This window comes from Klebsiella sp. KE9456 (assembly GCF_043832615.1).
Lineage (GTDB): Bacteria > Pseudomonadota > Gammaproteobacteria > Enterobacterales > Enterobacteriaceae > Klebsiella > Klebsiella indica.
The window spans coordinates 22816-37130 of sequence record NZ_JBDYQK010000018.1 but is presented as its reverse complement, the minus strand read 5'-3'; the positions used below and the strand labels follow the sequence as shown (position 1 = coordinate 37130).

The 14315-nt window shown below is 54.7% G+C and carries 12 protein-coding genes; 6 read left to right on the top strand and 6 right to left on the bottom strand.

Annotated features, from left to right (window positions below; all coding sequences use genetic code 11):
* Window positions 1–59: 59 nt before the first annotated feature.
* The 6 genes from sufB to hutU form a co-directional block, all read right to left on the bottom strand.
* Entirely contained in the window at window positions 60–1547 is a 1488-nt protein-coding gene (gene sufB, locus ABK821_RS17950; RefSeq protein WP_138358723.1) for a Fe-S cluster assembly protein SufB, read from the bottom strand.
* Window positions 1548–1549: 2 nt separating this feature from the next.
* The gene (gene sufA / locus ABK821_RS17945; protein ID WP_343178283.1) at window positions 1550–1927 is read right to left on the bottom strand and encodes a Fe-S cluster assembly scaffold SufA; all 378 of its coding nucleotides are present in this window, start codon (window positions 1925–1927) and stop codon (window positions 1550–1552) included.
* A gap of 626 nt (window positions 1928–2553) precedes the next feature.
* The gene (gene hutG, locus ABK821_RS17940; RefSeq protein WP_142501412.1) at window positions 2554–3357 is read right to left on the bottom strand and encodes an N-formylglutamate deformylase; all 804 of its coding nucleotides are present in this window, start codon (window positions 3355–3357) and stop codon (window positions 2554–2556) included.
* Window positions 3350–4558 (bottom strand): imidazolonepropionase, encoded by a 1209-nt coding sequence (gene hutI, locus ABK821_RS17935; protein WP_138358717.1) that lies wholly within the window; start codon window positions 4556–4558, stop codon window positions 3350–3352. Before hutI ends, hutG begins: the two co-directional genes overlap by 8 nt.
* 10 nt (window positions 4559–4568) lie before the next feature.
* Window positions 4569–5966, bottom strand: coding sequence for a cytosine permease (locus ABK821_RS17930; RefSeq protein ID WP_138358715.1), 1398 nt, complete (start codon window positions 5964–5966; stop codon window positions 4569–4571).
* A gap of 58 nt (window positions 5967–6024) precedes the next feature.
* Complete coding sequence (gene hutU / locus ABK821_RS17925) at window positions 6025–7701, bottom strand: urocanate hydratase (protein WP_138358713.1); 1677 nt, start codon at window positions 7699–7701, stop codon at window positions 6025–6027.
* Window positions 7702–8195: 494 nt separating this feature from the next.
* Here hutU and ABK821_RS17920 point away from each other — a divergent pair, with 494 nt between their 5' ends.
* From ABK821_RS17920 to ABK821_RS17895, 6 genes are read left to right on the top strand one after another with little or no spacing between them, the layout of a single operon-like run.
* Window positions 8196–9293: an ABC transporter ATP-binding protein gene (locus tag ABK821_RS17920; RefSeq protein WP_138358711.1), complete on the top strand. Its 1098-nt coding sequence runs from the start codon at window positions 8196–8198 to the stop codon at window positions 9291–9293.
* Window positions 9290–9934 carry an ABC transporter permease gene (locus tag ABK821_RS17915; RefSeq protein ID WP_138358709.1) on the top strand — a complete coding sequence of 215 codons (645 nt, stop codon included), beginning with the start codon at window positions 9290–9292 and terminating at the stop codon, window positions 9932–9934. The genes ABK821_RS17920 and ABK821_RS17915 overlap by 4 nt, the downstream gene beginning before the upstream one ends.
* A gap of 3 nt (window positions 9935–9937) precedes the next feature.
* Entirely contained in the window at window positions 9938–10618 is a 681-nt protein-coding gene (locus ABK821_RS17910) for an ABC transporter permease (protein ID WP_142501415.1), read from the top strand.
* A gap of 33 nt (window positions 10619–10651) precedes the next feature.
* Entirely contained in the window at window positions 10652–11539 is an 888-nt protein-coding gene (locus ABK821_RS17905; protein WP_142501416.1) for an ABC transporter substrate-binding protein, read from the top strand.
* An 18-nt stretch (window positions 11540–11557) separates the two neighbouring features.
* The gene (gene hutH, locus ABK821_RS17900) at window positions 11558–13117 is read left to right on the top strand and encodes a histidine ammonia-lyase (RefSeq protein WP_138358703.1); all 1560 of its coding nucleotides are present in this window, start codon (window positions 11558–11560) and stop codon (window positions 13115–13117) included.
* Window positions 13110–14306 (top strand): CaiB/BaiF CoA-transferase family protein, encoded by a 1197-nt coding sequence (locus tag ABK821_RS17895; RefSeq protein WP_138358701.1) that lies wholly within the window; start codon window positions 13110–13112, stop codon window positions 14304–14306. The genes hutH and ABK821_RS17895 overlap by 8 nt, the downstream gene beginning before the upstream one ends.
* The last annotated feature ends 9 nt before the right edge of the window (window positions 14307–14315 follow it).

Sequence of the window (14315 nt, the reverse complement as noted above, 5' to 3'; positions counted from 1 at the left end):
ATTTCGAGCACTGCCCAGGCCCAAAATGGCAAGTTAAGATAGCCAGATGGACCAGACTTTTAACCGACGCTGTGTTCAAGACTAATCGCCAGCAATTTTTGCGCTTCCACGGCAAATTCCAGCGGCAGTTCGGAGAAAACGTCCTTACAGAATCCGTTGACGATCATTGAAATCGCATCATCTTCACTGATCCCTCGCTGCAGGCAGTAAAACAGCTGGTCTTCGCCGATGCGCGACGTGGTGGCTTCATGCTCCAGTTGTGCGCTGTTATTGCGACATTCCACGTACGGGAAGGTATGTGCCCCACAGTCCGGGCCAATCAACATGGAGTCGCATTGGGTGAAGTTACGGGCGTTGGTTGCCGTCGGCATGATTTTCACCAGCCCGCGATAGCTGTTCTGGCTGTGACCGGCCGAAATTCCCTTCGAGATAATCGTCGACCGGGTGTTTTTGCCGATATGGATCATCTTGGTGCCGGTATCCGCCTGCTGGTGGCCGCTGGTCAGCGCCACCGAGAAGAATTCGCCGATTGAATTATCGCCACGCAGAATACAGCTCGGATATTTCCAGGTGATCGCCGAGCCGGTTTCCGACTGAGTCCAGGACATTTTGCTGTTTTCGCCTTCACACAGGGCACGCTTGGTGACGAAGTTAAGGATGCCGCCGGTATTGTTGTCGCCGGGGAACCAGTTCTGCACCGTGGAGTATTTCACCTCGGCGTCTTTATGAATAATGACTTCGACCACCGCCGCGTGTAGCTGGTAGCTGTCGCGTACCGGTGCCGAGCAGCCCTCGATGTAGCTGACGTAGCTGCCTTCATCGGCGACCAGGATCGTGCGCTCGAACTGACCCGTCTTTTCGGCGTTGATACGAAAGTAGGTCGACAACTCCATCGGACAGCGCACGCCTTTTGGCACATAGATGAAGGTGCCATCGGACGCTACGGCCGCGTTAAGGGCGGCAAAGAAGTTATCGTTGCCGGGCACCACGGTGCCAAGATATTTTTTTACCAGCTCGGGATGATCGTGGATTGCTTCGCCGAATGAGCAGAAAATAATCCCCTGCTCCGCCAGTTTTTGGCGATAGGTGGTCGCCACAGAGACCGAGTCAAAAATGGCGTCAACGGCCACTTCCCGCCCCTCACGTACCGGCACGCCGAGCTGGTTAAATGCCGCCTCCACTTCACTGGTCAGGAACGCGCTGGCGCCGGTTTGCTGCACGGCGCCCGGTTCAGAGGCGCAGGTGTCGTCGCAGTTGCCACAGGAAGGCGCGGAGTAATAGCTGTAATCCTGATAGTTCAGCGTGTCATAGTGCGCTTTTAACCAGTGCGGCTCTTCCATCGCCTGCCAGGCCTTAAACGCATTAAGACGAAACGCCAGCATCCATTCCGGTTCATTGCGGCGTGCAGAAATCGCCCGAACCACCTCTTCATTTATGCCTTTCGCCAGCTCGTCGGTCTGTAGCTGCGTGAAAAAGCCTTCTTTATAGTTGAGTGGCCCGCCGCCCCAGGTTTTGACATCGTCAGTTGCTTCAGTATTACGAGACATAGTTACTCCGCCTGAACGCCAAAACTCTCACCGCAGCCGCATTCGTGCTGCGCTTTCGGGTTATGATATTTAAAGATGTGATTTAAGCCCTCGCGGACATAATCAATTTCGGTGCCATCGATAAACGGCATCGCCTGCAGCGGCGCCCAGAGCTTCGCGCCGTCTCGCTCAAACAACAGGTCATCTTTCGCCGGTTCGGCGATTAATTCGAGAACATAGCCAAAACCGGCGCAGCCGCTGGTTTTAACGCTCAGACGCAACCCTCGCATATCTGGCTGTTTGCGGATCAGATCGCAAATATGGGCCGCCGCCGACGGTGTCATCGTCAGGCCGCGCCAGCTAAAATCATCGGGGTTAAACGTTCCTGCATGTAAATCCATCGCTCTACCTCATAGGTTGACGCCCTCAGGGCATCTCATTATGGTAGTGATAATGATTATCACTTCAACCCATTCAAAGAAGGGGTATTCCCCCCACAGGTCTCATTTTTGTCCTTTTTATAAGCATAGACCCTGTTCTTCGCCTTTTCAGTCCACATGCTTTTATTTTAATTTACTGAAAAATAAATAGTTATTTACCAGGTAACGAAGAGATATCAGGCAATGACAAAGATGCATCGAAAATACCGATTTATAAAATAGGCAGCAGAAAAGACGGGTTTTCATCCACTTATCGGGTATTCAATAGACACTGGCGGGAAATCAAAGACATTCCAGACGCTTTTAATGGTCAAGGTGAGTAAGGTAGCAACAGCCCATGGGTTGGCTGTAATCGTGATGCGTTATCTCCGGGGCTGGTCAATGCCAGCTAGTATCTTACCCCTGCACGCTGCTCCGGCGCGTTTTGCTGCATGAGTTATGTCATCAAAAAGCGATTTCCCCATCGGTACGACGGGGAAGACGTTGTTCTCATCACGCGACTGATGAGATACAGGTGATATTGATGAACCGCTCCGCCGCTCGCAGCGCCTGCGCATTAACGCTCCCCCGGAAACGGTATTCCTCGTTCAGCGCGCTTTATACTGCTCTCGTCCCCACTGCAGTGCTGTATTAAGCAAGGTTTCCAGCACGCGCTGCATCTGCCCGGCTTTCTCAGTTATATAGGCAAAGCTCTCTTCATCCATATAGCAGCATTGCGCCATTTCCAGTTGCACCGCATGAATATGGTTATCAGGATCGCCGTAATGGCGGGTGATATACCCTCCTTTAAAGCGGCCATTGAGAACCCTGCTGTAGTGCGGGAAACGGTCACAGCTTGCCAGCAGTGCGTCGCTGAGCGGCAGAGCGCAGCTGAGTCCATCAGCGGTGCCGAAGTTCAGATCCGGCAGACGTCCCTCAAACAGACGCGGTACGACCGATTTGATCGAATGCGCGTCCCAGAGTAGCGCATAGCCGAATTTCTCCCGCAGCCGCGCCAGTTCATCCGCGAGCGCCTGATGATAGGGCCGCCAGACATTCTCCAGAATCGCGGCCTTCGTCGCTTCATCCGGCTCATCGCCAGGATGAAAAAGCGCTTCGCCGTCAAAAAAGATGTCCGTAAACAGGCCCGTTGTCGCCGTACTGTAAAGCGGTTTGTCATCCGCCGGGCGATTAAGATCCACAACATAGCGGGAATAGCGCGCGCACAGGGTGCTGGCCCCCATGTCAGCGATGGTCTGATAGAGCAAGGGAATATGCCAGTCAGTATCCTCCAGACGCTGCGCTCGGGGGGTGAGGCCGCGCGAGACTTCGGGAGTTAATAACGTTCCCGCATGGGGCATACTGACCAGTAACGGCAGATTTCCCTGCCGTAAATCAAACGCCTTAATCACGATATACCTCCTTACCTTGATAAATGACCTGTTTTGTCAGCGTGCCCCCCAGCCAGTAACTCAGTTCCGACGGATGGGCGATATCCCATACCACAAAACTGGCCTCTTTTCCGGCTTCCAGAGATCCGCACTTCCGCTCCAGCCCCAGCGCCTTCGCGCCATTTATCGTGACGCCGGCCAGCGCCTCTTCCGGCGTCATACGGAACAGCGTACAGGCCATATTCATCATCAGACGCAGAGACAATACTGGCGAGGTTCCGGGATTTAAATCACTGGCAAGGGCCACAGGAACCTGATACTGGCGCAGTAATGCTACCGGCGGTAACTGTTTCTCTCGCAGGAAGTAATAGGCGCCAGGCAACAGCACAGCAACCGTACCCTGACGGGCCATCACCGCAATATCTTCCTCACATAAATACTCCAGATGATCCGCCGACAGCGCCTGGTAACGCGCAGCCAGCGCCGCGCCATGCTGCAGTGATAGCTGTTCGGCATGGAGCTTCACCGGCAGGCCCAACTGACGGGAGGCCTGAAATACCCGCTCCACCTGGGATGGCGAAAATGCCAGGTGTTCGCAGAATGCGTCCACCGCATCCACCAGCCCTTCCTGATGCAGCTCCGGCAGCAGTTGCTCGCAGATATAGTCAATCCAGGCATCCGCACGCCCCTGATATTCTACGGGCACCGCATGGGCCGCCAGGCAGGTGCTGCGCAGGGTTAGCGGCAGAGCATCGCCTAACTGGCGAATAACCCGCAGCATTTTGCGTTCGTTAGCCAGATCCAGACCATAGCCTGATTTGATCTCAAGGGTCGTTACGCCATCCTGACACAGCGCTTTAAGACGCGGCAGTGCGCTGTCAAACAGTTGCTTTTCACTGGCTTGCCGTGTGGCATTCACCGTACTGGCGATCCCCCCGCCAGCGGCGGCGATCTCCGCATAGCTTGCGCCGGTGAGGCGCATTTCGAATTCCCGCGCCCGATTACCGCCGAAGACCGCATGACTGTGACAATCGACCATGCCCGGCGTCACCACCCGCCCCTGTAAATCAATCCGCTGCGCGACGGGAACATCAGGCCGATCTTCCCGATTGCCAACCCAGAAAATCTCCGCGTCATGCGTCAGCATCGCGCCATCGTCAAGCAACTGATAATGACCGCCAGCCATGGTGGCAATACGGCAATGGTGCCAAAGAGTATACATAACGTTCTCCTTAACGGCTGATGGCGGTGTCGGCCGCCGCCGGGGCGGACTGAACTTTGCGCAGGATGTAGTAGAGCGTCGCGGGCAGCGCCAGCCCGACTATCCACGAGATATCAATACCGCCCAGCATTTTCACAAACGGGCCGGAATAGAACCCGCTATCAATAAATGGTGTCTGTACCGCCACGCCAAAAAGATAAACCCCAATTCCCGTCGCGTTCCACGCCTGGTACTTCCCGTTCGCATCATTCAGCGCCTCCAGATCTATTGTCTGGTGGTTAAAGAAATAGTAATCAACCAGGTTAACCGCGCTCCACGGCGTAAAGAAGGTCAGCAGGAATAACAGGAAAGATTTAAACGCCGGCAGGAAAGCGTGCTGCCCCACAATCGCGACACCGGTCGCCAGGGCGATAATGACTGCCAGCACCAGCAGACGCGCCCGCTGGCTCACATGCGATCGCTGCTTCCCGCAGCTGTAAACCGTCGCCAGACACATCAGGCTACCGTAGGCATTCAGGGTATTAATGGTCAATTTGCCAAACGCGATACTCAGATACAGCAGCGTGGCAATCACGCCGACACCCCCCAGGCCAACAATATAGTCCACTTTATGGCCGACCAGCTTTCCCTGAGAGAGCGCGGCAGCCAGCACCCCGACGGTCATGGCGATTTGCGCGCCAATCACTGACCCACTTCCGACAGCGCAAAATACTTTTCCGGGCGAAGTGCTTCGCGGCAGATAGCGAGAATAATCGGCGACATAGGGACCAAAAGTGATCTGCCAGGAGGCAGCAAGACCCGTGGCGGTCAAAAACGTGCTCCAGCTAAAAGGTCGGATACTCAGCAGGTCGCCAATTGCCGAAGAGGTGCTGATTTTACACAGCAAATAGATAAACGCGATAATTCCCACCAGACTCGCCAGCTTACCTAACAGGTGGATCAAGCGATAGCCGATATAAGCGATAACCAGCGTAGCGGCGGCAAAAAGCAGAATACCGCCGGTTTCCGACGTATGGAACACCGCCGAGATCGCCTGACCGGACAGCACGGCACCGGTGGCGATAAAACCCAGGTACATCAGGCAAACCAGCAGAATTGGCAGACAGGCGCCGTAGACCCCAAACTGCACCCGGCTGCTGATCATCTGCGGTATCCCCAGTTGCGGCCCCTGCGCGGCATGTAATGCCATTACAATCCCGCCGGCAACCTGACCCAGCAGCAGACCCGCCAGCGACCAGAAAACATCCCCGCCGAATACGATGGTTAATGCACCGGTGACCATTGCGGTGATTTGCAGGTTAGCCCCCAGCCACAGGGTGAACTGGCTGAAAATACTGCCGTGGCGTTCACTATCGGGGATGGGTTCAATAGAACGTGTTTCGATGTATGTTGTGTTGTTATTATTCATGGCTGCGCTCCGGTCAGCGCGAAGACGGCGGCATAGCCCGCCGCCTTCGCCGGGGAAATTAATCCGTAATCATTGGCAGGTTGAGCCCTTGTTCTCGGGCACATTCAATCGCGATGTCGTAACCCGCATCCGCGTGGCGCATTACGCCAGTGGCCGGATCATTGCTGAGAACCCGAACGATACGTTCTGCCGCTTCATCGCTGCCGTCACAGACGATGACCACGCCGGAGTGCTGAGAGAACCCCATCCCCACGCCGCCGCCGTGGTGCAGCGAAACCCAGGTCGCGCCGCTGGCGGTGTTCAACAGCGCGTTAAGCAGAGGCCAGTCTGATACGGCGTCAGAACCATCTTTCATCGCTTCAGTTTCGCGGTTAGGGCTGGCAACGGAGCCAGAGTCAAGGTGATCGCGCCCGATAACGATCGGTGCGGAAACGTCACCATTGCGTACCATTTCGTTAAACGCCAGCCCCAGACGGGCGCGCTGTCCCAGACCAACCCAGCAAATACGCGCCGGTAACCCCTGGAAACTGATGCGTTCTTTCGCCATATCCAGCCAGCGATGCAGATGGCTATCATCGGCAATCAGCTCTTTGACTTTTTCATCCGTGCGATAAATATCTTGCGGGTCGCCAGAGAGCGCCACCCAGCGGAACGGGCCGATGCCCCGGCAGAATAAAGGCCGAATATAAGCAGGTACAAAGCCCGGAAAATCAAAAGCATTGCTCACGCCCATCTCTTTCGCCATCTGGCGAATATTATTCCCATAATCGAAAACAGGAATGCCTTGCTGCTGGAAGGCGAGCATCGCTTTAACATGTTCAGCCATCGAGGCTTTTGCCGCCTGAATGACCACAGCCGGTTCAGTGACTGCACGCTCGCGATAGGTTTCCCAGCGCCAGCCTGCGGGCAGATAGCCATTCAGCGGATCGTGGGCGCTGGTCTGGTCAGTGACAATATCCGGACGCACGCCGCGTTTCACCAGTTCGGGTAACACTTCCGCCGCATTGCCATGCAGGGCGACAGAGATCGCCTTCCCGGCAGCGGTATAACGTTTGATGCGATCCAGAGCATCATCAATATCACTGGCTTGTTCATCCACATAGCCAGTACGCAAACGAAAATCGATACGTGACTGCTGGCACTCAATATTCAGCGAGCAGGCTCCCGCGAGGGTTGCCGCCAGCGGCTGTGCGCCGCCCATCCCGCCGAGTCCGGCGGTCAGTACCCAGCGGCCACTCAACGAGCCGTTGTAGTGCTGACGTCCCGCTTCAACAAAGGTTTCATACGTCCCCTGAACGATGCCCTGACTGCCGATATAAATCCACGACCCTGCCGTCATTTGCCCGTACATCGCCAGGCCTTTAGCGTCCAGTTCGTTGAAGTGCTCCCAGTTTGCCCAGTGCGGCACCAGATTTGAGTTGGCGATCAGCACCCGCGGTGCGTTGGTGTGAGTTCTGAAAACGCCTGCAGGCTTACCGGACTGAATCAACAGCGTTTCATCATCATTGAGCTGTTTCAACGTCTCAATGATCTTGTCATAACACTCCCAATTGCGGGCAGCCCGCCCGATACCACCGTACACCACCAGTTCTTTGGGATTTTCCGCGACTTCGGGATCCAGGTTGTTCATCAACATCCGCAATGGCGCCTCGGTCAACCAACTTTTGGCATTCAATGTGGTACCGCGTGGTGCTCTGATTTCAACATCACGATAACGGGAAAATTCACTGCTCATGCGCTTCACCTTTTGTCTTCATTGAATCAGGAAAGATGTCCACTGAAAAACGCGAATGCCTTTTTCAATACTCTTGTATATACATGATAAGCACATATGATGCCAAAGTGGGATTTATTTTTTTATTGATTAAAAACAATTAGATAAACAAATAAAGAATGAGAGGGATAATATAACACCGTAATAATCCGCCATTAAAGCATCAATATAGTGCAAATAAATCAATAATTCGCACCATATAAGTGCAATAAAACAGAAATTTAACATCGCAATACAGCTATAGCGCGCATTTCATACCGCTTATGGTAGAGGATTCATTCTCTATTTTTAGAAAAAAATAAAAAAATTATTGTTATTCAACAAATTAATTAATTAACAAAATGATAACCGAGTGAATGGCACAGGGCTTGCTAGTTGTACATACAAGGATATACATAAATGACTTTACACTGCCGTTTTTACCTGTCGGCAGGAAGAAACCATAAGGCGTGACGATGATTACTTTTAATAATGTGACCAAGCATTACGACGATGGCACGGTAGTGGTGGACGGTCTGAGTCTGGTTGCGCCAGGCGGTAAAATTACTGTCCTGGTGGGACCATCCGGGTGCGGGAAAACCACGTCGCTACGGATGATCAACCGGCTGGTTGAACCCTCTTCCGGCACCATCCTGCTCAATGGTGAAACCACCGCTCAGATGGATGTTGTGCACCTGCGTCGGCGAATTGGTTATGTGATTCAAAACGCCGGGCTGTTCCCGCATAAAAATATCATCGATAACATTGCCACTACCGCGATTCTTAACGGCATGACGAAAAGTAAGGCCAGAGCCAGAGCCGCGGAACTACTGGAAGTGGTGGGTCTGGCGCCGCAACTGGCGAAAAGATACCCGTGGCAATTATCCGGCGGCCAGCAGCAACGTGTCGGCGTGGCGCGAGCGCTGGCTTCTGATCCCGAGTTTATGTTAATGGACGAGCCTTTCAGCGCCGTCGATCCGGTAGTCCGTGAGCAATTACAGGAAGAATTCCTGCGCATCCAGAAAGAAGTGAGTAAGACCATTATCATGGTCACTCACGATATTGATGAAGCCATGAAGCTGGGCGATCGGGTCGCGGTTCTCAAGCCCGGCGGTAAACTGGCACAGCTGGCAACCCCAGGGGAATTACTCAACGCGCCACAAAGTGAATTTGTCGCTGACTTTATTGGCCGCGACCGCGGCTATCGCAAACTGAGCTTCCACAGCTCTGGCCCGCTGTCCGGTATCCGCCCGGAACCTACCGTGGAAATGGGCGCCTCCCATGCTCAGGCGTGCAATATCGCCCCTCAGCGCTGGCTGCTGGTGACCCATAATGGCAAAGCCTGCGGCTGGTTTGACACCCATCAGCCGGTTGGGGCGATTACCCCGGAAACCATCAACCTTGGCGCCACCTTCTTCCCGCAAGGGGGAACGCTGCGTCAATTGCTCGATTCGGCTTTGAGCTCGCCCTGTCATCGCGCCGTTGTGGTTGACGCCCGGCACGCGCCGGTCGGAACACTGGCGCTGGAGCATGTTCTGGATGCCTGTAAGTCAATGACCCAGGAGGCATCATGAGATTTGACTGGTTGTGGGGGCAAAGAGAAAATATTCTTAATTTGTTGATCTGGCACAGCTATTTATCCATTACGCCGATTGTGATTGGCCTGTTGTTGGCCATTCCCGCAGGCTGGGCGGTATATAGCGTGCCAAAAGCAAAAAGCGTTATTCTCAATCTCTTTGGCTTACTTTATACCATTCCGTCCCTGGCCCTGTTTGTGCTGCTACCGGCCATATTAAACACACAAATCCTCGACCCGATAAACGTGGTGGTGGCGCTGACTATTTATAGCTTCGCCCTCCTGGTGCGCACGGTCTGTGACGGTCTGGATTCCGTCTCCACCGACACCCGGCAATCGGCATGCGCTTTGGGTTACAAACCGATACAGCAGTTTTTCCAGATCGATCTGCCGCTGGCCGTACCGGTTATTGGTTCAGGAATGCGCGTTGCGGTCGTGTCCAACGTCAGTATTGTCTCCGTCGCCGCGCTGATTGGCACCCCACAGCTCGGTTCACTGTTCACCCAGGGATTCCAGCTGCAGTTTCTTACCCCAATCATCGCGGGCATCGTGCTGTGTATTGTGCTGGCGTTTGTACTGGATTGCCTGGTGGTCGCGGGCACCCGCGCGTTAAGCCGTTGGCAACCGAAAAGAGGATGATGTATGTCTGAATGGTTTTTCAATCTCAGCCACTGGTACGGCGATGACGGCATCATCCCTTTACTGTTACAGCATATCGCCTATAGCGCAGTGGCGCTGGTTATTGCCATAGCTATCGCTTTCCCGGTTGGTTGTTACACCGGCCACACAGGCAAAGGCGAAGCACTGCTTATCGGCGCCACAAACGCGTTACGTTCCCTGCCCTCGTTTGGCCTGATTATTTTACTGGTGATCCTGATGTCGAGCTGGTTCGAATCGGATATGGCTTTCGTGCTGCCCTGCATTGTCGTGCTGGTGGTGCTGGCGCTGCCGCCAGTGGCATTGGGGGTACATGCCGGGATTCGTTCTGTTGATCCCAGCGTCCACGATGCGGCCAGCGGGATCGGCCTGACGCCATTGCAGGTGTTAATGCAGGTGGAACTGCCCTGCGCCACGCCGCTGATTATTTCAGGTATTCGTAGCGCCACCCTGCAAATCATCTCAACCGCCACAATTGCCGCTTATGTTTCGCTGGGCGGGCTGGGACGGTTGATTATTGATGGCCGGGCGGCAAACGATTTTGCCCAGATGACCGCAGGCGCCGTGCTTGTCGCGCTGCTGGCTCTGCTCATTGATTTTATTTTCTCGCTTTCCGAGAAAATGATCGTCTCGCCGGGACTTTCCCGACGCACCAAAAACATGTGATGTCCTGCCCTTTAACTCCAGAAGGTTAATACGATGAATATCAAAAAACGCTATTTGACGCTGTTCAGTGCCGCCATCTTATCTGTCGCCTCTTCTGTCTGGGCAGCGCCCACGACGAGCACAAAAGTGATTATCGGATCGGCCGATTTCCCTGAGAGCCAACTGCTGGCAACGATTTACGCTGGCGCGCTGGAAGCGAAACATATTCCGGTCGAGAAAAAACTCAATATCGGTAGCCGTGAAGTTTATATCCCGGCATTGCTGGATGGTTCGATCAACGTTATCCCGGAATATAGCGGCGCGCTGCTGAGCTACCTGGATGCCAGCAACCAGGCCCACAGCCCAGAAGATGTGGCAACAGCGCTGGCGGGCAAACTGCCGAAGAACGTGAAGATGCTTAATATCTCAATGGCGCAAGACAGCGATGTGTTGGTCGTAACCCGGAAAACAGCGGACAAATACAACCTGAAAACGATTGATGACCTGAAACCGATCGCTGGCAAACTGGTGCTCGGCGGCCCCGCGGAGTGGAAAACACGTCATGAAGGCGTTCCGGGTCTGCGTGATGTGTACGGGCTGAATTTCAAAAGCTTTAAAGTGCTGGATGTCGCGGGACCGCTGACAATCAACGCGCTGAAAAACAACCAGATTCAGGTGGCTGATTTAACCTCCACCGCGCCAGAAATCCAGAAAGATCACTTTGTTGCGCTGGGCGATCCGAAAAACTTATTTGCCGCGCAGAATATCGTACCGATTGTCGCCAGCAACACGCTGACCCCGGAAATCGAAAGTACGTTGAATAAGATTTCGGCGCAACTGACCACCAAAGACCTGATCGCCATGAATGAACAGCTCGCGGAATTCACCAACATTGATGACGTTGCGCATCAGTGGCTGGTGAAACACGGCCTTAACAAGTAAGTAAGGAATGGTTTGCTGATGACGACACATCTCTCTTCTCCCGCACAACCACGGGATGCCGTGATATTAGGCAGAACCCGTACCACCATCGAAGAGCTGGTACGCATCGCCGACGGAGCACCAGTTATACTGGAGCCTGACGCGCTGGCCCATATGGATAATGTGAGCCGTTTTATCCACAAAGCGATTGCCGATGGTAAGGTGATTTACGGTCTGACGACAGGTGTGGGAGACCTGGTGACCGAACGTCTATCCGCAGATCAAATTGGTCAGATGCAAATGAACATGCTGCGCAGCCATGCCTGCGGCATGGGACCGGATCTTTCAGCGCGAGAGGTCCGCGCCCTGATGGCGGTGATGCTGAAATCCCTGTTACAGGGATATAGCGGCGTCAGCGCCGAGCTGGCGCGCCGCATGTGCCAGATGCTAAACCAGCATGTTACCCCGTGGTCGCCCGCAGGCGGCTCGGTGGGTTATCTGATCGCCACAGCCCATATCGGACTGTCGGTGTTCGGTGAAGGAAAATGCTGGTATCAGGGACAACTGTTGCCGTCCAGTCAGGCACTGGACAGAGCGGGGATCGCTGCGTATACCCCGGGCCCTCGTGAAGGTCATGCGTTAATCAGCGGAACCTATGAAATTACCGCCCTGGGTTGTCTGGCCATCGGTGATTTTGAACAACTGCTGCCGGTGGCTGATATGGCTGGCGGGATGTGTCTGGAAGCCATGAAAGGCAATACCCGCGGCTATGATGCCCGATTGCACGCCCTGCGCCCGCATGATGGACAACAGGAAACCGCGCGTATTTTGCGTTGTCTGCTGCGTGACAGCGAAATCCTTACGCACTATCGCGATCACAGAGTACAGGATGCGCTTAGTCTGCGCTGCATTCCCCAAATCCACGGCGCGGTGCGCGATCAACTGGCCCACTGCCGACAAATTGTGACCACCGAACTCAACGCCGTGACCGACAACCCGGTATTTTTAATTGAAAACAATGAATTAGTTGTTCTCCCGGGGGGCAATGGCCATGGCGCCCCCCTGGCGCTCGCCCTGGATGCGCTGGCCGTCTCCATTGCTCAAATCAGCACCGCTTCACAGGCACGTTCCGACCGTATTACGAACGTGCATCTCAGCGGTCTGCCCGCTTTCCTGATCGGCGCGAGCGGCCCGAATTCCGGCATGATGATCCCACCCTATGTCGCCGCCGCGCTGGCCGGGGATAACCGCAGTCTTGCCGCGCCTGCCAGCGTACATACCGTCTCTACCTGCGCCGGACAAGAGGATCATATCAGTATGGGCGTCTCATCCGCCCGTAAGGCCGTAAAAGCTGTCGAAAACGCGCGGGATATAGTGGCCATTGAATTGCTGTGCGCCTGCCAGGCCATTGAATTTCATCGGCCGTTACGTGCCTCGGTCGGGACAGAACTGACGCTGTCACAGGTTCGCCAGATAGTGGAATTTCGCCAACGTGATACCGCGCTCTATCCGGATATGCACGCAGTGCGCGATCTGATTGCCAGCGGTGTACTGAGCCACCAGTTACGCGCCCTGTTTGAGGAGAAACACGATGACTGAAGCATTACAAGCGCTGCATGGTATACGGGTGCTCGATTTATCCCGCGTGCTGGCCGGACCGTGGTGCGCTTCACTGCTCAACGATCTCGGCGCGGAAGTGATCAAGATTGAGATGCCTGGCAGTGGTGATGATTCCCGCCACTTCACACCGCATATTGGCGGCGAAAGCAGCTACTTTATGCAACTCAATCATGGCAAAAAAAGCGTCACGCTAAATCTGAAAAACCCACAGGGGCTGGCGATCCTGAAACAACTGGTGGCCAGCGCCGACGTGCTGGTCGAGAACTTTCGCCCCGGCGTTACCGCGCGCCTTGGCATTGATTACCCGACGCTGCAGGCGATAAACCCGCGGCTGGTGTACGTCAGTATTTCCGGTTTTGGCCAACAAGGGCCGCTTGCGCACAAACCCGCCTATGATCATATTATTCAGGCAATTGGCGGCATCATGCAGGTTACCGGCTGGGCGGATGGCGAGCCGACACGCGTAGGCGATGCCATCGGCGATGTGGTCGCCGGTTTGTACGGCAGTTGGGCAGTGCTGGCGGCATTATTGCAGCGCGGTATCAACGGTAAAGGCCAGCACCTGGATGTATCGATGCTTGACACCATGGTTACATTACAAATGGTGTCATTAATCCAGTGGATTGGCGGGCAACCCGCTGCTGGCAGGCTGGGTAACGCTCATCCGATCAGCGCGCCAATGGACAGCTATCGCGCACAGGATGGATATATTGTGATTGCCGTCGCCAACGATAAACTCTTTCGCCAGCTTGCTGAAGCGATGGAATACCCCGCATTAATGGACGATACCCGCTTCGCCAGCGATCCTCAGCGCCTGGCTCATCAGCAGGAATTACGGGAAGTCATCGAATGCTGGCTGGCGACGAAAACCATCAGCCAGGCGCAGGCCATACTGGATATCGCCGGAGTACCGGCTTCCCCGGTACTCCGGCTGGATCAGATCCTCGCCAGCGACTATGCCCGGCAACGCCAACTGGTCAAACAGGTTGAACACCCCCAGGCCGGAAATATTGCGATTGTCCCGCAACCGGTCAAGATGAGCGGCGCCAGCGGGGAACCCGCGTTACTGCCTCCCCTGCTCGGGGAACATACGCATGCCGTTTTGCGCGACATTCTCGGTATGGATGACGCAACCTTAGCGCAACTGCACACGCAGGGCGTAATTTAACCAGCGGAG

Bases quoted from the DNA above. Each gene is read 5' to 3' on its own strand.
- sufB (WP_138358723.1), bottom strand. From the start codon at position 1,547: ATGTCTCGTAATACTGAAGCAACTGACGATGTCAAAACCTGGGGCGGC.
- sufA (WP_343178283.1), bottom strand. From the start codon at position 1,927: ATGGATTTACATGCAGGAACGTTTAACCCCGATGATTTTAGCTGGCGC.
- hutI (WP_138358717.1), bottom strand. From the start codon at position 4,558: ATGTATACTCTTTGGCACCATTGCCGTATTGCCACCATGGCTGGCGGT.
- ABK821_RS17930 (WP_138358715.1), bottom strand. From the start codon at position 5,966: ATGAATAATAACAACACAACATACATCGAAACACGTTCTATTGAACCC.
- hutU (WP_138358713.1), bottom strand. From the start codon at position 7,701: ATGAGCAGTGAATTTTCCCGTTATCGTGATGTTGAAATCAGAGCACCA.
- ABK821_RS17920 (WP_138358711.1), top strand. From the start codon at position 8,196: ATGATTACTTTTAATAATGTGACCAAGCATTACGACGATGGCACGGTA.
- ABK821_RS17915 (WP_138358709.1), top strand. From the start codon at position 9,290: ATGAGATTTGACTGGTTGTGGGGGCAAAGAGAAAATATTCTTAATTTG.
- ABK821_RS17910 (WP_142501415.1), top strand. From the start codon at position 9,938: ATGTCTGAATGGTTTTTCAATCTCAGCCACTGGTACGGCGATGACGGC.
- ABK821_RS17905 (WP_142501416.1), top strand. From the start codon at position 10,652: ATGAATATCAAAAAACGCTATTTGACGCTGTTCAGTGCCGCCATCTTA.
- hutH (WP_138358703.1), top strand. From the start codon at position 11,558: ATGACGACACATCTCTCTTCTCCCGCACAACCACGGGATGCCGTGATA.
- ABK821_RS17895 (WP_138358701.1), top strand. From the start codon at position 13,110: ATGACTGAAGCATTACAAGCGCTGCATGGTATACGGGTGCTCGATTTA.